The 18,903-nt window shown below is 63.3% G+C and carries 24 protein-coding genes; 8 read left to right on the top strand and 16 right to left on the bottom strand.

Annotated elements, in window-relative coordinates; genetic code table 11:
• Nucleotides 1-25: 25 nt before the first annotated feature.
• From HH302_RS14065 to nifE, 6 genes are read right to left on the bottom strand one after another with little or no spacing between them, the layout of a single operon-like run.
• Entirely contained in the window at nt 26-244 is a 219-nt protein-coding gene (locus HH302_RS14065; protein WP_172202867.1) for a CCE_0567 family metalloprotein, read from the bottom strand.
• An 8-nt stretch (nt 245-252) separates the two neighbouring features.
• Nucleotides 253-717, bottom strand: coding sequence for a NifX-associated nitrogen fixation protein (locus HH302_RS14060; protein WP_172202866.1), 465 nt, complete (start codon nt 715-717; stop codon nt 253-255).
• Nucleotides 714-1,154, bottom strand: a complete 441-nt coding sequence (locus HH302_RS14055) for a SoxR reducing system RseC family protein (protein ID WP_172202865.1) — start codon at nt 1,152-1,154, stop codon at nt 714-716. Before HH302_RS14055 ends, HH302_RS14060 begins: the two co-directional genes overlap by 4 nt.
• Nucleotides 1,151-1,684 (bottom strand): NifB/NifX family molybdenum-iron cluster-binding protein, encoded by a 534-nt coding sequence (locus HH302_RS14050; RefSeq protein WP_253946155.1) that lies wholly within the window; start codon nt 1,682-1,684, stop codon nt 1,151-1,153. The genes HH302_RS14055 and HH302_RS14050 overlap by 4 nt, the downstream gene beginning before the upstream one ends.
• A complete protein-coding gene (nifN, locus tag HH302_RS14045; protein WP_172202864.1) occupies nt 1,581-2,987 on the bottom strand; it encodes a nitrogenase iron-molybdenum cofactor biosynthesis protein NifN in 1,407 nt (468 codons plus the stop codon). The genes HH302_RS14050 and nifN overlap by 104 nt, the downstream gene beginning before the upstream one ends.
• A gap of 1 nt (nt 2,988) precedes the next feature.
• Nucleotides 2,989-4,392 (bottom strand): nitrogenase iron-molybdenum cofactor biosynthesis protein NifE, encoded by a 1,404-nt coding sequence (nifE, locus tag HH302_RS14040; RefSeq protein ID WP_172202863.1) that lies wholly within the window; start codon nt 4,390-4,392, stop codon nt 2,989-2,991.
• A gap of 215 nt (nt 4,393-4,607) precedes the next feature.
• On the opposite strand from nifE, the gene HH302_RS14035 reads away from it, so the two are divergent.
• The 3 genes from HH302_RS14035 to HH302_RS14025 all read left to right on the top strand — a co-directional run bounded on the left by HH302_RS14035 (nt 4,608) and on the right by HH302_RS14025 (nt 6,507).
• Nucleotides 4,608-5,141 carry a nitrogen fixation protein NifQ gene (locus HH302_RS14035; protein ID WP_253946154.1) on the top strand — a complete coding sequence of 178 codons (534 nt, stop codon included), beginning with the start codon at nt 4,608-4,610 and terminating at the stop codon, nt 5,139-5,141.
• A 3-nt stretch (nt 5,142-5,144) separates the two neighbouring features.
• Entirely contained in the window at nt 5,145-5,990 is an 846-nt protein-coding gene (gene modD / locus HH302_RS14030) for a ModD protein (RefSeq protein ID WP_172202861.1), read from the top strand.
• A 298-nt stretch (nt 5,991-6,288) separates the two neighbouring features.
• Nucleotides 6,289-6,507: a hypothetical protein gene (locus tag HH302_RS14025; RefSeq protein ID WP_172202860.1), complete on the top strand. Its 219-nt coding sequence runs from the start codon at nt 6,289-6,291 to the stop codon at nt 6,505-6,507.
• Between the two features lie 134 nt (nt 6,508-6,641).
• On the opposite strand, the gene HH302_RS14020 is transcribed toward HH302_RS14025, so the two are convergent.
• Nucleotides 6,642-7,070 (bottom strand): molybdopterin-binding protein, encoded by a 429-nt coding sequence (locus HH302_RS14020; RefSeq protein WP_172202859.1) that lies wholly within the window; start codon nt 7,068-7,070, stop codon nt 6,642-6,644.
• A 185-nt stretch (nt 7,071-7,255) separates the two neighbouring features.
• Between HH302_RS14020 and HH302_RS14015 the strand changes: the two genes are divergently transcribed.
• The 4 genes from HH302_RS14015 to modC are packed head-to-tail and all read left to right on the top strand — an operon-like array spanning nt 7,256 to nt 10,651.
• On the top strand, nt 7,256-8,068 hold the full coding sequence (locus tag HH302_RS14015; protein ID WP_172202858.1) for a TOBE domain-containing protein: 813 nt from the start codon (nt 7,256-7,258) through the stop codon (nt 8,066-8,068).
• Between the two features lie 23 nt (nt 8,069-8,091).
• Complete coding sequence (modA, locus tag HH302_RS14010) at nt 8,092-8,835, top strand: molybdate ABC transporter substrate-binding protein (RefSeq protein WP_172202857.1); 744 nt, start codon at nt 8,092-8,094, stop codon at nt 8,833-8,835.
• A 39-nt stretch (nt 8,836-8,874) separates the two neighbouring features.
• Nucleotides 8,875-9,558, top strand: a complete 684-nt coding sequence (modB, locus tag HH302_RS14005; protein ID WP_172202856.1) for a molybdate ABC transporter permease subunit — start codon at nt 8,875-8,877, stop codon at nt 9,556-9,558.
• Between the two features lie 7 nt (nt 9,559-9,565).
• Nucleotides 9,566-10,651, top strand: coding sequence for a molybdenum ABC transporter ATP-binding protein (gene modC, locus HH302_RS14000; RefSeq protein ID WP_172202855.1), 1,086 nt, complete (start codon nt 9,566-9,568; stop codon nt 10,649-10,651).
• Nucleotides 10,652-11,030: 379 nt separating this feature from the next.
• On the opposite strand, the gene HH302_RS13995 is transcribed toward modC, so the two are convergent.
• The 9 genes from HH302_RS13995 to nifH all read right to left on the bottom strand — a co-directional run bounded on the left by HH302_RS13995 (nt 11,031) and on the right by nifH (nt 17,694).
• Nucleotides 11,031-11,630: an NAD(P)H-dependent oxidoreductase gene (locus HH302_RS13995; RefSeq protein WP_172202854.1), complete on the bottom strand. Its 600-nt coding sequence runs from the start codon at nt 11,628-11,630 to the stop codon at nt 11,031-11,033.
• A 16-nt stretch (nt 11,631-11,646) separates the two neighbouring features.
• Entirely contained in the window at nt 11,647-11,961 is a 315-nt protein-coding gene (gene cowN, locus HH302_RS13990) for a N(2)-fixation sustaining protein CowN (RefSeq protein ID WP_172202853.1), read from the bottom strand.
• Entirely contained in the window at nt 11,951-12,226 is a 276-nt protein-coding gene (locus tag HH302_RS13985; RefSeq protein WP_172202852.1) for a DUF6129 family protein, read from the bottom strand. The genes cowN and HH302_RS13985 overlap by 11 nt, the downstream gene beginning before the upstream one ends.
• Entirely contained in the window at nt 12,223-12,924 is a 702-nt protein-coding gene (locus HH302_RS13980) for a dinitrogenase iron-molybdenum cofactor biosynthesis protein (protein ID WP_172202851.1), read from the bottom strand. Before HH302_RS13980 ends, HH302_RS13985 begins: the two co-directional genes overlap by 4 nt.
• A gap of 75 nt (nt 12,925-12,999) precedes the next feature.
• Nucleotides 13,000-13,197, bottom strand: a complete 198-nt coding sequence (locus HH302_RS13975) for a 4Fe-4S binding protein (protein WP_172202850.1) — start codon at nt 13,195-13,197, stop codon at nt 13,000-13,002.
• A gap of 14 nt (nt 13,198-13,211) precedes the next feature.
• Nucleotides 13,212-13,436 (bottom strand): putative nitrogen fixation protein NifT, encoded by a 225-nt coding sequence (gene nifT / locus HH302_RS13970; RefSeq protein ID WP_172202849.1) that lies wholly within the window; start codon nt 13,434-13,436, stop codon nt 13,212-13,214.
• Nucleotides 13,437-13,518: 82 nt separating this feature from the next.
• Nucleotides 13,519-15,087, bottom strand: coding sequence for a nitrogenase molybdenum-iron protein subunit beta (gene nifK / locus HH302_RS13965; RefSeq protein ID WP_172202848.1), 1,569 nt, complete (start codon nt 15,085-15,087; stop codon nt 13,519-13,521).
• Nucleotides 15,088-15,263: 176 nt separating this feature from the next.
• Nucleotides 15,264-16,739 carry a nitrogenase molybdenum-iron protein alpha chain gene (gene nifD / locus HH302_RS13960; RefSeq protein ID WP_172202847.1) on the bottom strand — a complete coding sequence of 492 codons (1,476 nt, stop codon included), beginning with the start codon at nt 16,737-16,739 and terminating at the stop codon, nt 15,264-15,266.
• A 73-nt stretch (nt 16,740-16,812) separates the two neighbouring features.
• On the bottom strand, nt 16,813-17,694 hold the full coding sequence (gene nifH, locus HH302_RS13955; RefSeq protein ID WP_172202846.1) for a nitrogenase iron protein: 882 nt from the start codon (nt 17,692-17,694) through the stop codon (nt 16,813-16,815).
• A 153-nt stretch (nt 17,695-17,847) separates the two neighbouring features.
• Here nifH and HH302_RS13950 point away from each other — a divergent pair, with 153 nt between their 5' ends.
• Complete coding sequence (locus tag HH302_RS13950; protein ID WP_371814719.1) at nt 17,848-18,732, top strand: NAD(+)--dinitrogen-reductase ADP-D-ribosyltransferase; 885 nt, start codon at nt 17,848-17,850, stop codon at nt 18,730-18,732.
• Nucleotides 18,733-18,903: the final 171 nt, after the last annotated feature.

The following is an 18,903-nucleotide window of genomic DNA, read 5'->3' as shown; positions in this document are numbered from 1 at the left end:
TGTGATGGTGAAAAGGGGGGGTGACTCACAAGGGGTGTTCAGTACGTGCCGCGCGCAACCGGGCTTCCGCTTCGGCCCAGGCCTGGCACGCGTCGTAGGTGGATTGCGAGATGCCGGGGATCTCGTGGAACGCGGCGGGAAGTCGATCCTCGACCAGGTCATGCAGCTGGCCTGCCCATTCGGACGCGATGCGCCGCAAGCGGCGGACGTCCTTCTCCAGCGATTCGAGTGTCGGGCTGTCCATGGCAGTGCTCAAAGGTCGGCCACGTCCGGGTGGCGGCCAACGAGTTCGATCGCCACGGCGAGCTGCTTGTCCGCTTCCGTCTTCATCTTCGAGAAGGAATCGAAGCCGAAGCGATGCACATCGCGCAGGCTGCGATCCAGTGCAACGAGCTTGCCCACGGTGATGATCACGCGGCCGAAGCCTTCGTGCGACAGATGCACCAGCGGCACGGCCATGTTTCCGCATTCCTTTTCGATCAGCACCGCGATGGCGTTGTAGAAGGCACGCACTCGAGCGAGCGTGACTTCATCCGGATCGCCCAGTAGCGGGATCGCCGCACGGGCTTCCTTCGTCAACACGAAGGGTGCAAGCAGCTGCTCGACGCTCTTTCCGTCGTGCACGCCATAGCTGTCCAGCGCACGCATCTGGCGCAGCATTTCGCGCATGAAGTCGGTTTCGAAGATCGGGTCGGGCACGGTGGTAGTGGTCGTCATGATTCGGAGCTCCGCTTGTCCGAAGGGGGGAGGGGACTGCAACTGTGTATGGCGGGCTGGTTCCAGTCGTCGCCCAGGCGCGCGGTCAATACGCGCGCGGAGAGCAGGCCGGCGAACAAGCCAGTCAGGGCGCCTGCGAGGGCGGTCAGGTTGCCGTGGCCGAGTATCTGCCCGAGTACGGCGCCGACCACGCAGCCCACCGCTGGCACCAGGTAGGCAAGGGCGGCAGTCATCAGCAGGCGATGATCCTCAAGGGCGAGCGACACCTCGGCGCCGAGCACGACGCCAGGGGCGAGCGGCAGCGCGAATACGCGATCTGCGGATTCGCCCTGGCAGGCTTTACGCGCACCGCAGGCGCTGCAGGCTGCAGCGGGCTGCACGGCTACATCCATATGCCCCGGGTGGATCGCGATGACGCGTGCAGTGCGTTCCATCATTCCTGCCAACCCTCGGCGGCCATGCGCTCGAAACGCGAATCATCGGTGTCGCGATGAATGCGGCGGTCTATCCACTGCACGCCGCCCGCATTGATCGCGTCGCGGATGCTGTTGAGCAGCGGGTCGATCGATGCAGCGTTTTCCAGTCGGATCGGCTGGATGTTGGCCGCCAGCAGCTGGCGCACTGCCGAGCCGCCAACTGCCAGGCAGTAGACCGCCGCGCAGCCCTCCAGCGCCCGGATTCGCTCGCCGAGCTTGTTCTCATTGCCGTCCATGTTTTCGGGCGGGAATTCCAGCACCCCCGCCAGCCGGGCACGCTCAGCGTCTACCGTGAAGATGACGAAGCCTTCGGCGGCGCCGAAATGCTGGTCGACATGAACGCGGTCGCGGCTGGCGAATGCCACCCGCAGCGTGCCCGGCTCGGGGTCAGTGGCGGACCACGCCAGCGCGACTTTGCGAAGGGAGAGGGTGGTCTTCGCGGTCGCGGGGTCCGCCTGACCAAAAAACGGATCGGTAGGCAGGAATGTCATGGTGTTGCTCCAGGACGAGGTTGGCGATGTCGAACAGGGCTTGCCGCGCTGCGCGGTAGCCCACCCAGGGGCGGGCAAAGCCGCCCAGCCGGTCGTATTGCGGGAAGCCTGCGCGTAGCAGCGGAATACCGAGTCGCCCGGCGCACGGTGCAAGGTGCGCGCTGCCAACCAGCAACTGGGCATGCTGGCTTTGCGCTCCCTGTTCAAGATCCTGCAGGTCGCCAGTCTGGACGGTGGCGCAGCGCAGGCGCACGAGCGATTCGGCGCGCACCGGGGCAACGGCTGTTACGACCTCACAGCCATTGCTGGTCAAGAATTCCGTCATGCCCGCAAGCAGGTCGGGCTCCCCTGCAATGCCCACGCGGAGGAAGCCGGTCATGAAGTGACTGTCGACCATGGCATCCTGCAGTTGGGCACGTTGTCGCTCGATCCGTGCCGGGACCGTGATGCCGGAGATCTCCGCCAGCGTTTGCGTGAAACGGTCGCAGGCATCGAGCCCCATCAGGTGGTCGAATCGGTAGTCAGGCACTTCGGTGCGCAGATGCAATTCGTCGGCCGCGCGCTTGAGCGAATCGCCGATGACCAGCGTGGCGACGGAGTCGCCCATTGCGGCAATTTCTTCGCGTGGTGTACCGCCGAGCGTCAGCGGCGAATGCTCGGCTTCGATCAGGTGGCCGTCGAGCGAATCGCCAAGGTCCGGCAGCACCACGGCGCGCAGCCCGAACGCTTCGCACCAATCGCGGATCACCTCGATGTCGCCCGGCGTTAGCGCGGCCGATGCGAGCACGTTCACCTGACGGCGCCGGCGGCCCGCATGTCGGGTGTGCGGCACCAACGTCTGGATGATCGCCTCGACCGCCAGCGCGAAACCGCTCTCCAGACTGCCGATGTAGTCGGGCGTGTTCACCGGCACGATGGCCACCTGTGCGTACTGCGGGTGGCTGGCGCGGAACTCGCGCACCAACCGGTGAATGTCGCTGCCCTGGGTTTCGGCGATGCCGGTCGTAGGCAGGCCGATCACATCCGGGCCGCTTTTCTCGCACAGCGTCTTGAGGCCTTCGATGACGTTCTCGTCGGCGCTCATCACCGTGGCGATCTGGTCCATCGCCGTGGTCTGCAGCGGAATGCTCTCGCGGAAGTGGCGCACCAGAAACACCTTGCCGAAGGCGGTGCAGCCCTGCGAGCCATGCATCATCGGAATCGCCCGCTGCAAGCCGAGGAAAGCGAGGCTCGCACCGAGCGTGGAGCTTGTCTTCAGCGGATCGACCGAGAGCGGCTTGCTGCGTTTGATCACTTCGGCCATGTCAGGCTCCCACCGGCGTGCCGGCCAGCTTGCTGCGCGCCCATGGCGCCGGGCGGCGAACCGCATCCCAGACCGGGCTTTCGATGCTAAGTGCCAGCTGGCGCGCGAGTTCCAGCATGCCGCGGTATCCGGCATAGCCGAATTCGCGTTCCTGGTTGATGTCGAGGAAGGGGATGCGCGCCTTTAGCGCGGTGTAGAGGTTGCGTCCGCCCGCGATGAGGATGTCGGCGCGCAAGTCCTTGTACGCGGTGAGCAGCGCCTTGGGGCTGCCGTCGTCGATCATCACCGCGTCGTCGCCCATCAAGTCGCGAATGCGTGCCTTGTCTTCGGCGGTGGATTTCTTCGTGCCAGTGGCCACCACCTGCATCCCCAGGTCTTGCAAAGCAGAGACGATGGACCAGGACTTCACGCCGCCGGTGTAGAGCAGTACCCGTTTGCCTTGCAGGCGCGCGCGCCACGGGTCGAGTGCTGCGTTGATCCACGCCTCCTCGCGTGCGATCAGCGCCTCGGTACGCGCGTTCAGATCCGCGTCTCGCAGCAGGCCGGCAAAGGCGCGTAGCGCTTCGGATGTATCAGCCACGCCATAGAAGCTGCCCTCGAAGTACGGCACGCCCCAGCGCTTCTCGAGCTTGCGCGCCACGTTCAAGAGGGCTTTCGCGCACACCACCATGCTGGCTTCGGCACGATGCAGCGTCTGCACCTCGCGGTAGCGGGCGTCGCCCGACAAGGTGCCGATGATGCGCAGCCCGAGTTCGTCGAACAGCGGCGCGACATTCCAGAACTCGCCGGCGATGTTGTATTCGCCGATCAGGCTCACGTCGTGTACCCGCTGGCCCGGCACCCACGCCACCGATACCGGCTCAGGTTCGCGAGTGCCGATCACATGATCGAGCATGGTCTCGCCGGCGATGCGGTTGCCGAGGTTCTTGCTGCCGTAGAAACCCGCCGCATCGACGGGCACCACCGGCACGCCCCAGCGCGCTTCTGCCGCTTTGCAGACCGCGGAGAGATCGTCACCGGTGAGCGCCGTGACGCAGGTGGCGTAGACAAAAACGGCCGCGGGCGCCTGCTCGTCGATCGCCTGCTTGATTGCGTGAAACAGCTTCTTCTCGCCGCGCCCCATGATCACGTCCTGCTCGCTGAGGTCGGTGGTCATGCCTGTGCGATAGAGCACCGGGCCGCTGGATCGCGTGCCGCGGTTGTCCCAGGAATTGCCCGCGCAGCCGATCGGCCCGTGCACGATGTGGGCGACGTCGGCAATCGGCAGCAGCGCGATCTGCGCGCCGTCGAAGCTGCAGCCACCGGCCGTTGCACCCGGCTTGGGGCGCGCGCAGCCGCTCTTCTCGCCGGCGTTGTGGGCGCAGGCGGGCTCATTCTGCAGGGCGGTGATCTCGGAAGCTTTCACGGCGGCGACCTTGCGATGGGTGTCGCAAAGCTCTGTCGCAATCCCTGTGCCTGGCCTCGGAAACCGCGCGAATGCGGGCTTTCAGGCCAAACACTGCAGTGATGAAGGCGACAATTTGTCGCAATCGATACACACCAGCGACCGCGAGTTCGCCTCGCGCGGGCGAATCTCGCCATGGCGCGACTCTTGCGATGCGCCGGGTACAGGAGGCCGCCATGAACGCACCCGAATCCGCTGTGCTATGCCAGAACGAATTGGCGATCCACCTCGATCTGCTGGTGCTCCGCTGCGTGATTGCAGAGAGCGTTCGCGTCCGGGCCAGCCCGCTGATCCGAGGCTTGCCCGACGCTGCTTACGCGCGCTTGCGTCGCACATGCGCCCCGGATGCACCCGCCTTGAATGGTGCGCCGACCTCGTTGCCGTTCGATGAGTTCGACGAGCTATTTGAACTGCTTTGCGAGCATGCTGAACCGCGCTGTGAGCTGACGACGTGGCTTGCGGCGGCCATTGCTACCGCAGCCCAGCGCGACAATCACCTGTGGCAGGACATGGGCCTGCCCTCGCGGCGCGAGCTCTCAGCAATTCTGAATGCGCGGTTCCCAGGGCTTGCAGCGCGCAACGACCGTGACATGAAGTGGAAGAAGTTCTTCTACCGCCAGTTGTGCGAGCGTGCCGGCGTGCCGATCTGCAAGTCGCCCAACTGCGCGGACTGCTGCGATTACGTGGTTTGCTTCGGGCCGGAGGCCTGAGTCATGCATTGCGTTCTGAGTGACGCCGCGCTCCGGTCCTTGCTTGACGAGGATGTCCCGTTCGGCGACCTGACCACCGAAGCGCTGCGCATCGGCAAGGAGCGGGGGCGTCTGTCGATGTACGCGCGGCAGGCGATGCGGGTATGCGGTACCGAAGAGGCTGCGCGGATGCTGACACTCTGCGGCGCATCGGCAGACGTCGCAGTGCCATCGGGCGTGCACGTCGCAAGCGGCAATTTGTTGTTGCACGCCTCCGGTTCAGCGGGCGATCTGCACCGGGCATGGAAGGTGGCGCAGACGCTGATTGAGTGGCTGTCCGGCGTCGCGTCCTGCACCGCCGAGATCCGGCAGGCGCTCACCGCAGGCGGTTTCGATCTGGCGCTGGCTTGCACCCGCAAGAACATGCCAGGCACGCGGGTACTCGGGGCCAAGGCGGTTCGAGCGGGCGGAGGTGTTGCGCACCGGCTGGGTCTGTCGGAAACGCTACTGGTTTTTCCTGAACATCGTCTTTTTGTCGACAAGGCGGACATGCGCGACCGCTTCGTTGCGCTGCGTCGCCAGCATCCCGAGAAGAAGCTCGTGGCCGAAGCGTGCGACTGGGGCGAGGCGCTCTGGCTCGCGGAGTGTGGTGCCGACATCCTGCAGCTCGAACGCTTCAGCCCCGCAGCACTTGCGGAGTGCAAGGCCGCATTGAATGCCCGCGGCCGGTGCCCGCTGCTTGCCCCCGCCGGAGGCGTCACGCTTGCGAACGCGCTGGACTACGCACGTGCTGGCGCTGATTTCCTGATCAGTTCGGCGCCGTATTTCGCAGCGCCGCGGGATGTGCAGGTGGTCTTCGAGCGGGAGTGAGGTGCTGTGACCGTGTCTTTCAGTCTGGGTTGGCACGAAATTCGCTATATCGAAGCGTGTATAGCGACGCCAAAGAAAGTCACCAATCGTGAATGCAGCGCATCACAAAGCAAGCTGTTCCAACAAGCTGAGGCACGCGTCCCCCGCCTGTGGCGGCGCCGACAGGCCCGATCGGAGTGAGGTCGTGGATTGGCGGCGAGATCTGCCGCGCGAGTGGGCTGCGCTAGTCGTGGTGCCAACGGTCTTCTCGCGATTTCGCGAATACGAGATGCTGGCCGAGCGCTTGGTCGGCTAAGAAGTGGACGACGAAGCGTGCTACTGCGAACACTATTTCGTCGTGAATGCCCTGCGTTCGGACGATGACGACGAGTTCTTCATCGTCCCCGGCTACTGGGAGCATCTTGTCGCATGGCGCCTGCGGGATGGCCGCTGGTTGGTGTTCCGTCGCCTGTCGAGCGGAGAGGACTGCACGCAGTACCGCAGCTTCTTCTGTCTCTCTGACGAGATGCCGCGGTGAGGCCGATGCAAGCTTGCGCGGCCACGGGTCCGTCATCGCGCCAGGCACCTGCACCGGCAGGGCGATTCAGCGTGGCGGGGCCTGCAATACGCAGTCGGGGCTACGCAGGCGGCAGCCCCGGTGGCGACGGGCGTTCAGTCTGTCACGCCGATGATGATCGACGAAGCCTTGATGACGGCGGTGGCCGCGCTGCCCGGCTTGAGCCCGAGCGCATCGGCACCTTCGCGCGTGATGCTGGCAAATACCTGGGCACCGCCAGCGAGTTTCAGGATCACTTCTGCGCTGACCGGACCTTCGACGAGTTTCTCGACCGTGCCGGGAAGGCAGTTGCGGGCCGAGAGTTTCACGCCGCCATGGTCAGTCATCACTATCACGTTGGAGGCCTTGATCAAGGCGACGACCGGCTTGCCGACGGCGAGGTCGAGCGCTTGCGCACTGCCCTGCGTGATGGTGGCAATGAGCTTGTCGCCACCCGCGGTGACGATTTCTACTTCGGCACTGACCGGGCCGCTGGAAAGCGCCGTAACCTGGCCTTCAAACACATTTCGTGCACTGATTTTCATGGTGGTGAGCCTTGTTCGGGTGAGGGGAGGGCGCACAACGGTGTCGCCGGCCCCGAATCTAGGCGACGCGCCGCCGACACTACAACCATAGCGCGCTGTCACGGCAGACGAAATCGCCACGGAACCGTCGTCATTCCGATATATTCGCAGCTATATATCGAATTCGGATGGTCGGAGTGCGAAATATGAAACCGGGCCGCTTGATCGGGCGCTTTGGCGTCGATGTCGATGCTGGCAGTTTCCTCGGCGACACCCGCATCCGTCTGCTCGAAGCCATCGAGGTGACGGGGTCCATCTCGCAGGCCGCGAAGGCGGTGCCACTGTCCTACAAGGCTGCGTGGGATGCGGTGGATGCGATGAACAACCTGGCCGAGCTTCCGCTGGTGGAGCGCGTCGTCGGCGGCCGCCACGGCGGCGGCACGGTGCTGACCGAGTACGGGCGCCACGTCGTGACGATGTTCCGAGCGCTGGAGGCGGAGTACCAGCTGGCGCTGGACCGCGTTACCGCGAAGCTTGCAGCACCGTCGGAATCGGATCCACAGTCCTTGCGGCGCCTGATGCGCAGCGTGGGCGTCACGACCAGTGCGAGCAACCAGTTCGTCGGCCCGGTGACCAGCCTGCGTGCGGGCGAAGTGACGTTCGAGGTGGGGGTTCGCTTCGACGGGCACAACGAGATCGTTGCGCATATCTCGCGCGAAGCGGCAGAGCAGATGCGCCTCAACATCGGCCGCGAGTTGCATGCCTGGGTGAACGCCTCGGCGGTGATCCTGCTGACGGACGACAGCGTCCGCCTGTCAGCACGTAATCGCCTGTGGGGCGAGGTGTCGCGCATCCACGAAGGCCCGGTGTCGGTGGGCGTGACCCTTGCGCTGCCGACCGGCCGCAACGTGAGCGCGATCATCACGCGCGATGCGCTGGCCGATCTGGCGCTGCAGGTGGGCAGCCGGGTGTGCGCGGTATTCAAGGCATCGAGCGTCACGCTGACGGCATTTGATTGAACTCTTACGGAAAGGAATCAAGCGTGAAACGTCTTCTCCTGGCTACGTGTCTGTTCGGTTTCGCAGCGTCTGCGCAGGCCGATGAAGTGAAAGTGGCGGTAGCCGCCAACTTCTCCGCCCCGATGCAGAAGATCGCGGCGGACTTTGAAAAGGCGACCGGGCACAAGGCGGTGCTGTCGACCGGTGCGACCGGCGCGTTCTACGCCCAGATCAAGAACGGCGCGCCGTTCGAGGTCTTCCTGGCAGCCGACGACGAAACGCCTGCAAAGCTCGAAAGCGAGGGCTTGGGCGTGAAGGGCAGTCGCTTTACCTACGCGATCGGCAAGCTGGTGTTGTGGAGCACCAAGCCGGGGTTTGTCGATCCGCAGGGCGAGGTGTTGAAGAAGGGCGGTTTCGAGAAACTGGCCCTCGCCAATCCGAAGACCGCGCCCTACGGCCTTGCAGCGGTCGAGGCCTTGAAGAAGCTTGGGCTTGCCGAGGCGGTGCAGCCGAAGCTGGTGCAGGGCGAGACGATCACGCAGACCTATCAGTTCGTCGCGTCCGGAAATGCGGAGCTGGGCTTCGTCGCACTGTCCCTGGTCTGGAAGGACGGTGCGATCGCGAATGGTTCGGCCTGGGTCGTACCGGCAGACCTGTACTCGCCGATCCGCCAGGACGCGGTGCTGCTGAGCAAGGGCGCATCGCAACCCGCCGCACAGGCCTTGTTGCAGTACCTGCGCAGCGATGCGGCACGCGCCGTGATCAGAGCCTACGGCTACGCATTCTGATGCTCATCTGCCACTTGAGCGCTTCGAGCGCGAACTGACGTGCCCTTACTACCCGAAGCACAGGATTGGCTTGCGGTCTGGCTCACGCTGAAGCTCGCCACCACCGTCACGCTGCTTTTGCTGGTGGTGGGCACGCCGCTCGCCTGGTGGTTGGCGAACACCCGCTCACGCGTACGTAACGTAGTCAGCGCTCTGGTTGCGATGCCGATCGTGTTGCCGCCAACAGTGCTTGGTTTCTACCTGCTGTTGCTGATGGGGCCGGAGGGCCCGGTTGGGCGGCTGACGCAGGCAATGGGGGTTGGTCTGCTGCCATTCACCTTCGCCGGGCTGGTGGTGGCCTCGACGTTCTACTCTTTGCCCTTCGTCGTGCAACCCATCCAGAACGCGATCGAGGCGATCGGCCCGCGCCCGCTTGAAGTGGCTGCGACGCTGAGGGCATCGCCCTGGGATGCATTCTGGTCGGTGGTGGTGCCACTCGCGCGGCCGGGCTTCCTGAGCGGCGCGGTGCTGGGTTTCGCGCACACCGTGGGCGAGTTCGGCGTCGTGCTGATGATCGGCGGCAACATCCCCGGCAGTACACGAGTCCTTTCGGTGCAGATCTTCGACCACGTGGAAGCGCTCGAATACGGACGCGCGCATTGGCTGGCCGGCGGCATGGTGCTGTTCTCGTTCGTCGTGCTGTTCGCGCTCTACACCCTCAACCCGCAAACGCGACGCAAGTGAAGCAACGATGAGCGACCGGCAGATTCTCCTGCGCCTGCAGCATCAATACCCCGGGTTCACGCTGGATGCGGATCTCGCGCTGCCCGGGCGCGGCGTAACGGTGCTGTTTGGCCATTCCGGATCGGGGAAGACCACGCTGTTGCGCTGCGTCGCAGGGTTGGAGCGCGCGGCCAGCGCGTACCTGTCGGTCAATGGCGAAGTCTGGCAAGACACAGAACGGTCTCACTTCTTGCCGACCTGGCGTCGTCCGATCGGTTTCGTATTCCAGGAAGCGAGCCTGTTCCCGCATCTCGATGTGCGCGGAAACCTCGCCTACGGTAGCAAGCGCACCGCGGCGACGGGTGGCGTGCTGACACTGCCAAAGGTCGCCGCCTTGCTGGGTATTGAGCATCTATTGGGCCGCGCCACCGATCGGTTGTCCGGGGGCGAGCGGCAGCGCGTCGCGATCGCGCGGGCCCTGCTTACGCAACCCCGTCTGCTGTTGATGGACGAACCGCTCTCTGCCTTGGACGCGGCGCGCAAGCAGGAGATCCTGCCCTACCTCGAACGGCTGCACGACGAACTTGAGATCCCGATGCTCTATGTGACGCACCAGGTTGAGGAGGCTGCGCGCCTGGCAGACCATCTGGTGCTGCTCGAACAAGGCAAGGTGCTGGCGAGCGCGCCGCTGGACGAAGCGCTGTCACGGCTCGATCTGCCGCTCGCGCGGGAGCACGAAGCCGGGGTTGTGATCAGCGCAGAGGTCGTGGGCCACGATGAGCAATGGCATCTCACTCAACTGCGCTTTTCCGGTGGCGACATTGCGGTTTCGCAACGCCCGCTGAACGTGGGGCGATCGGTGCGTGTCCGTATCCTCGCCCGTGATGTCAGCATCGCATTAAGCGGGGATAACGCATCGAGCATTCAGAACCGATTCGCCTGCACTATTCGCGATATCGTTCCGGTTGAGGATCCGTCGCAGTGTCTGGTCGGACTCGTCGCATCCGGTGTTCCTCTGTTCGCAAGGCTTACCCGGCGTGCTGTCAGCCAGTTAGGGCTCACGCCAGGCCTCGCGGTGTGGGCCCAGATCAAGGCCGTGGCATTGCTTGAGTGAGCGGCCGCCCGGCCGCGATGCGACCTCGCGGCTTGCCGACCGCACTGCATGAAACGAAGCGGCTCGGCCTAGCCGCCCACCGTGTCATGCCCGTTCTTCGCGCCGCATCCACAGGCATGCGGCTCGCCACCGGCGCCGCGCCCTCCGCATCCAGCGTTGTTACGAGTGGCCGACTTTTCGTGCCCGCCACAACACGCCTTTTCCGTGGCGGGCCTCCCGATCAGTCGCTTGAATGCTGCGCCAAGACCATGTGCTGCCTTGCACGGGATGCCGTGCGTAATTCGGCAGACGGTTTCGTGAAGTGATGAGGATGCGGGGTTGGGCTTGGGATCACACATGGCAGGCCTTGTTTGGGGTGTTGAGGATTTGCTCGGGCGGCTTACTCGGCGCTTGGAAATAGCGCCAGCGCTTGTCGCGCGCACTGAGTCAGCCATGCGCTGCGGCAATCATCTGAACTGCCGATCACCGGTTCGAAGTTGATGCGCTCGACCTTGTCGATGCCGCAGAAACCCCATACACAGCGCTTCCACAGGTTGTCGAGCGGATCGCCGTAGCGTTCGAGTTCCGCTTCGCGGGGGGTGTTTGAGGTCGTGACCACCAATGCGGCGCGGGCCTTGAGTTGGCCGATAACGACGCCTTCGCCACGGTCGTTGGTACCGAAGCGGTAGGCCTCGCCCGGCCTGAGGACGCGGTCGAGCCAGCCTTTCAGAACGGCCGGCGGCTGGCCCCACCAGTTTGGGTGTACGACGACGATGCCGTCGGCCGCGAGGACCGCGTCCGCGTGCTCGCGAATCAGTGGTGGCGCCACGTTGCCGCGCTGCAACTCGTCCTCGGTGAAATTGGGGTCGAAGCGCTCGGCGCAGAGGTCGCGCAGCGTAACGGTGTGGCCCACTGCGGCCAGCTCACTCGCGATGCGTTGTGCGATGCCGTGGTTGAAGCTGCCCAAACGTGGATGGGCGAGAACGATCAGGATATTCATCGGTCGCGATCGTGCGTCAGCAACACTCGATTTCGATCTGGTCGAGCAGGGCGAGCGCCGTCTCGTCGTCATGCATCTCGAGTTGCTCCCGCAGAATGTTCAGGTGCGCATGGATCAGGAACAGCGGGTCATGCTTGGGGCCGCTTTCCGCAGCGAGCTTGCGAGCGAACAATTGCCAGAATCCGTTGGTGCGGGCGGGATCATCGATGTAAGGCCGCAGCAGGGCGACGAGCCGCTGCGCTTGGCCGCTACAGTCGAGGCCGACGAAGCTGCAGTATCGGTCGCGTGTCGGGCTGTCGGCCTGAGGCGTGCTTGCCAGTTCAGTCTTCATCGTCGGTCAGGGCAATCGCGAGGCCGCTGGCGGTATCCGCACTGCCCGTCAGTGCCGCGCAGTGCCCCGCGGTGTTGATGCCGTAGAGCGCAAACCCGTCGCCGCGCGCGAGCGGTTGCAGGCGGGAAGGAATGTCGTTGTCGCTGCAAAGCGTGAACGGCATGCCAGGGAAGGCTTCGCGTAACGCGGTATCTACGCCCGCCTGGTGTGCCTTGCCGTGAGCCAGCGCGCCGCACACCTGTTTGAGAAAGTCCGCGGTGATCATGCGTCTTCGTCCGCTCTGGCGAAGCGTTCGAGCGACGGCGGGGTGACCCCCATCACGCGGGCCAACCATGGCGGCGGACTCGCGAGGGAGGCTTGAAGGCGAACCGCACTGTCGCGTGCAGGGCCGGGCAGGGGGATCTTCACCGGATGCACGTTGGCGCGGATCACCTTGGCTGCCGCAGGGCCTCCGATCGATTGGACGTAGAGCACATCGCAATCAGCGATGAGGGCTGAGCGGGCGACGTTCTTATCCTCGGCATGATCGGCTTCGAGCGTTGAGCGCACGTCAACCAGGCGCAATTCGTCGGCTGAAACCTGATAGATGAGGAATCGCTCGCAGGAACCGAAATGGCCATCCAGCATTTCGCCGTTGTTCGAGGCGCATGCAAGCCGAACTGAGCGCGGCATGTCGCCATCGGTATAGGCATCTGTCCGCGGCAGTTCGCTGCCCGTCACGCCCTCGCCCCAAAGCAGTCGCACTGCTTTCTTGAGATCTTCCTTTTCGGCGACGCAGATGCCACCGTCTCCGTCCATCGCCTCGCGCAAGAGCTCCACCGAACAGCCGGCGAGCTTCGTTTCCGATAACGGCAGGTCGAGCTTCTCTGCAAGGGCCAGCGTCAGTTCGCGCGGGCTGACTTCCAGTGCCCTTGCGGCAAGGCCAATACGCAGCGCGGCTTCACGCGTGATCGATGTGTTCATGGCGAGCTCCGGACTTCCGAGACGAGGGCAACTGCGGCGGTGTTTGCAATTGCTGCACGACACCGCCGCCGCGGGTCACATGTAGACGATGCAAGCGTCGCCCGAGGCGCAGGTGGCCTGGCAGCGCGGGCCTTCGTCGTGGTCTTCGCATTCGTTACAGGTGTCGGCTTTGATCTTGACGATGCCGCCCTTGTCGAAGATCGAGTTGGTCGGGCAGACCTTGATGCAGTCGCCACAGCTGCTGCATTCGGCGACGATGATTTTCATTGCCATGATGGTTCTCCTAGCTATTCGACGCCGTCCACCCGACGGGCTCGCACCGAGATGGGCAGCCGTGCAGGGGCCGGGATCGGATCGATGAAGTAGACGCCCCCGTTACCGAGCCGGATTTCGCCACCCCACTTCTCAGGGGTGTCGAATTCGATCGAGGTGATTCGGTCCTCGATGTCGCGCTTGGGCAGGTAGAACGACAACCCACCATCTGGGGCCTTGCGTACCATGATGTTGGCCATGTCTTGGCTCCGGGTTCGTCGAGTCGGCGTGCCGTCGCGGAGCAAAACCGCGATCGGCACGCCGTGCTCGGCTGTGCTGGGTTCAGCGAACGATGTCGTAGTTGTAGTCGGTGTCGTTCATGAACTTGGTCTTCTCGTCCAGCCGCTCCAGCACAGCATTGGTCAGCGTGGTAACGAGATACATGCCGCCCTCGTAGCCCAGCGTGGTCATGCGGTGCAGGTGGTGGCGATCGAAGATCGGGAAGCCCAGGCGGATCAGCGGCACTTCGAACTCCGGCCCCTTGTAGAGCGTGTCGCGCTGGATCGTCTTGCCGTAGGTGCTGCCAACGATGAAGTCCGGCTTGTCGGTGAAGCACAGGCTGCGCATGTGCCACAGGTCGCAGCCCGGATACAGCTTGGCGTGCACACCGTAGGGCGAGGATTCGAGCAGCTTCTTCATTGCCTTTTCCCAACGCTTGTTGCTGTTGTTGCAGACGATGTGGGTCGGCTCGATGCCCAGTTCCAGCATCACCTTGGTGAGCCCCAGCAGGAAATCGGGGTCGCCGAACAGCGCCATCTTCTTGCCGTGCAACCAGGCGTGCGAGTCGGTCATCATGTCGACCAGGCGACCGCGCTCCTTGAGCAGCGATTCGGGGATCGGCTTGCCGGTGACTTCGGACACCTTCATCAGGAATTCGTCGGTCCACTCGACACCCATCGGGATGTTGAGCTTCGGCACTTCGTGGTTCCAGGTCGACTCGATGAACTTCTTGCTCTTCTCGAGGGAAGTCGGTTGCAACATCAGTGTGGTGATCGCGTTCGGCGCGTCCTTCACCTCGTCGATCGTCGTGCCGCCGGCGTACATCTGATACTCGCCGTTGGCCGGGGTGTCGAGCACCTCTTCGGGATCACACAGGTAGGTGAAGTCGACATCCATCTCCTTGAGCATCCGCTTGATGACGCGGTAGTTGCCCAGGTAGGTCTCGAAGCCCGGAACGATGTTGATCTTCTTGTTGCTGCCAACCACCTTGCCGTCCATCGTTGCTTGCGTGAAGTAGCTGACGATGCCTTCGAACATGTTGTCCCAGCCGGTGATGTGCGATCCGACGAAGGAGGGGGTGTTCGCGTAGGGGATCGGGAAGTCCTTCTCGACATGCCCTTCCTTGCGCGCGTTGCCGATGAAGGCGCCCAAGTCGTCGCCGATGACTTCCGCGATACAGGTGGTGCACACCGCGATCATCTTCGCGTCGTACAGTTTGGTCGCGTTTTGCAGGCCTTCGTGCACGTTCTTTTGGCCACCGAACACCGCCGCGTCTTCAGTCATCGAGTCGGCGATGAAGGCGATCGGTTCCTTGAAATGGCGGTTGAAGTAGGTGCGGAAGTAGGCCACACAGCCTTGCGAGCCATGGATGTAGACCATGGTCTTCTCGAAGCCCATGCCGCACAGGGCGCCGCCGAGCGGCTGGCAGACCTTGGCCGGGTTGATCGTCAGCGCTTCGCGCTTGAAATTGAGATCCTGGTATTCCTGGGTGGTCGTCCAGGCAAAGGTCTCGGCGATCTTCTCTTTCGAGACGGTCTCTTCAAAGGTCTCGCGCTTGTTCTTGATGAGCTCGCGATACTCCGGCTCGTTGAAGAGCGGGAAACACGGTTTCGTATCTTCGACGGTTTGCATCTTGCATCTCCTTGCCCGGCCAACTAGCTGTGGACGCGGGCGAAGCTTGATCGGCCGTGTGGCGCTAGCCACACGTGCTCACACGGACTTTCCTTGGGGCGGGCGGCTACGCGTTGCAGAACGGAATCCGGGGCAGGGGAGCCCCCCGGATTCCGCAGTACGGCAAGCGCGTCAGCTCAGGCGGCCTTGAGATCGTCAGCGCTGGTTTCTTCCTTGAGCCAAGGCGCCTTGAGCATTCCCCAGCAGGGGTTATTCACGGTCATGTCCATATCGCGGGCAAAGACCGCGAAACCATCGAAACCGTGATAGGGGCCGGAGTAGTCCCAGGAGTGGAGCTGGCGGAAAGGCACGCCCATCTTGTGGAAGGCGTACTTCTCCTTGATGCCGGAGCCGATCAGATCGGGCTTGAGCTTGCGGACGAACTCTTCGAACTCGTAGCCGGTCACGTCGTCGTAGATGAGGGTGGCGTCCTTCATCTCTTTCATCGTGCGGTCGTAGTCATCGTTGTGCGCGAACTCGTAACCGGCGCCGATCACCTCCATGCCCAGGTCTTCATAGGCACCGATGGTGTGGCGCGGACGCAGGCCGCCGACGTAAAGCATCACCTTCTTGCCTTGCAGCCGCGGCTTGTACTTCGCGATGATCGCGTTCATCGCCGGCGTGTACTTGGCGATGACGCGTTCGGCGCCTTCCTTGATCGTGTCGTCGAAGTGCGATGCGATGTCACGCAGACTCTCGGCGATCTTGGTCGGGCCGAAGAAGTTGTATTCGAGCCAGGGGATCGCGTACTTCTCTTCCATGTGCCGTGCGATGTAGTTCATCGAGCGGTAGCAGTGGAGCAGGTTCAGCTTCACCTTCGGCGTGTTTTCCATTTCCGCCAGGGTGCCGTCACCCGACCACTGGGCGACGACCCGCAGGCCCATCTCTTCAAGCAGGATGCGCGAGGCCCACGCGTCGCCACCGATGTTGTAGTCACCCAGGATCGCAACGTCGTAAGGCGTGCTCTCGAACGCCTGGTCGTCGCGGTTCGAGATGATCCAGTCGCGCACCGCGTCGTTCGCGATGTGGTGCCCCAGCGATTGCGATACACCGCGGAAGCCTTCGCAGCGCACCGGGATGATCGTCTTGCCGATCTCGGCCGCCTTTTTCTTCGAGACCGCCTCGATGTCGTCACCGATCAGGCCGACCGGGCATTCGGACTGCACCGAGATGCCCTTCGACAGCGGGAAGAGGCCTTCGAGTTCATCGATCAGCTTGGCGAGTTTCTTGTCGCCGCCGAAGACGATGTCCTTCTCCTGAAAGTCGGAGGTGAAGTTGATGTCGCAGAAGGAATCCACGCCCGAGGTGCCGGCGTAGTAGTTGCGTCGGCCGCCGCGCGAGTAGGCGCCACAGCCCACCGGGCCGTGCGAGATGTCGATGATGTCCTTGATCGGGCCCCAGACCACACCTTTCGATCCAGCGTAGGCGCAGCCGCGCTGGGTCATCACGCCCGGCACCGACTTGCGGTTCGACGTGATGCACTTCTTCGATTGCTCGATGGTCTTGTCGTTCACCATCAAGTGCTTGGCGCGATCCTTCTTGGCCTTCTCGGGGTAGACCTCAAGCACCTCTTCAATGAGGGCCTGGGCCGCTTCGCGGGTCAGTTCAGTCATTACGTTCTCCCTGCGCCGGCCCCTAGCCGGACACGGCGCACTGGTTCAATCGCTGGATCGTGAAGTGGCTGAATCAGACTGCGAGTTCGGCGGCGGTCTTGCCGACGATCTTCTCGTCTTCCACTTCCATGATCCCGAACTCCATCAGCAGTTCTTCCAGCTCTTCCATTTCGAGCGGATTGGGGATCACGAACTTCTTGTTCTCGACGATCTTGCGAGCGAGTTCGCGGTACTCGTCGGCCTGCTTGGCGGTCGGGTCGTATTCGATGACCGTCATGCGGCGGATCTCGGCGTGCTGCACGACGTTGTCGCGTGGTACGAAGTGGATCATCTGGGTGCCGATCTTCTCGGCCAGCGCGATGATCAGTTCGTCTTCGCGGTCGGTCTTGCGGCTGTTGCAGATCAGGCCGGCAAGGCGAACGCCGCCCGAGTTGGCGTACTTCACGATGCCCTTCGAGATGTTGTTGGCGGCGTACATCGCCATCATCTCGCCCGACACGACGATGTAGATTTCCTGCGCCTTGCCTTCGCGGATCGGCATCGCGAAACCACCGCACACCACGTCGCCGAGAACGTCGTAGAACACGAAGTCGAGGTCGTCGGAGTAAGCACCTTCTTCTTCGAGGAAGTTGATCGCGGTGATCACGCCACGGCCGGCACAGCCAACACCGGGTTCCGGGCCGCCCGACTCGGCGCATTTGATGCCCTTGAAGCCGATCTGCAGCACGTCTTCCAGTTCGAGGTCTTCGACAGACCCGGCGTCAGCGGCCAGTTGCATCACGGTGTTCTGCATCTTGGCGTGCAGGATCAGGCGGGTGGAGTCGGCTTTCGGATCACAGCCGACGATCATCACCTTCTTGCCGGCCTCGGCCAGAGCGGCGACGAGGTTCTGCGTGGTGGTCGACTTGCCGATGCCGCCCTTGCCGTAAATCGCGCATTGACGAAGCTTTGCCATGGTGCTTCTCCTTGAGGGAAACGTTTTTCGGGTCAGGCACATGAGTTGCGTGAAATCGGGCAATCACTGCACTGACGTCTCGCACTCAAAATCGCAATGCGCGTGCCAGACCCGTCGAAAGCGCTTCAAGTGTTTGAAAAACAAGGAGAAAACGTGGTTGATGGTGCTGCGAATGGCAGTGCGGCATGCGACAAAGCACCGGCACTGTGTAGGGATGGCGACAAGGCTTGCGACAATCCGACGCTGCCGCCATGGGCGCGCCTATCGATCAACCGCTGCAATCTGCCTGCGGTAATCCTGGGTAGCTACACCTATCAGCAGCATCCCTCTGCACTGGTGCTCGACGGCGTGCTGGAGTTGCACCGCGACTTCTTTGCGCTGCTCGATGCAGAACCCGCAGAGGATGTTCGCCTCCAACTCTTCTACGACTACATGAGCGTGAGTTTCAGGCTCGATGCGCTGGAAGACGCAGGCTATTCGCAAGGTGTATCTAAGCGGCGCGGCAGGCTCAATTACCTGAAGCTGATCCGCGGCTGGCACTTCAATTCAGACAGCGTGGAGGGCGCTGTGCTCAAGGCGTGGGTCGAGTCCCGCTTCGGCCTGTTGCCGCGTCATCATCGAGCGCCGATTCGAGATTTTTCCGGCGAACCCTATCGCCTGTACCTCGAACAGCGCGCAACCGGGCTGTACAACACCAATGCGCTCGAGGCGCAGCTGGATCTCGTCTACACCTGGACCCAGTACGAACTGAAACGGCGCTTCCCGGATACGAGCCATTTCACGCTATTCCGCGGACTCAATCGCTGGGAAGCACATGAGGTTCTTGGTGAGCACGACGGCCAGTCGCTCGTGCTGCTCAACAACGTCAATTCCTTCACCTTCCAGCGCGAACGCGCCGAGGAGTTCGGCGATAGCGTGATCCGAACCCGAGTACCTGTTCCCCGCATCTTCTGCGTCGCGCGCCTCATGGCGGCGCGCCTGCAGGGTGAGGACGAGGTGCTTGCGATTGGCGGGGTCTATGGTGTCGATGGGGTCTAGCGGTGCCCCGAGCGCCGGTCCGCCTCATCCCGAGAATTGCATGATTGGCGCTGCGGAGCGGCAAGCGCTAATTGGCAGCGCGTCGATCGCGCACCGCTACGGCTGAGCGTAAAAAAGAATCAGGCCGCTGTGAGCGGCCTATTCGTGGTGCGGGTGAAAGGACTCGAACCT

Source organism: Niveibacterium sp. COAC-50, assembly GCF_013184235.1.
In the GTDB taxonomy this organism is placed as follows: domain Bacteria; phylum Pseudomonadota; class Gammaproteobacteria; order Burkholderiales; family Rhodocyclaceae; genus Niveibacterium; species Niveibacterium microcysteis.
This window is presented reverse-complemented; position numbering and strand designations above follow the sequence as displayed.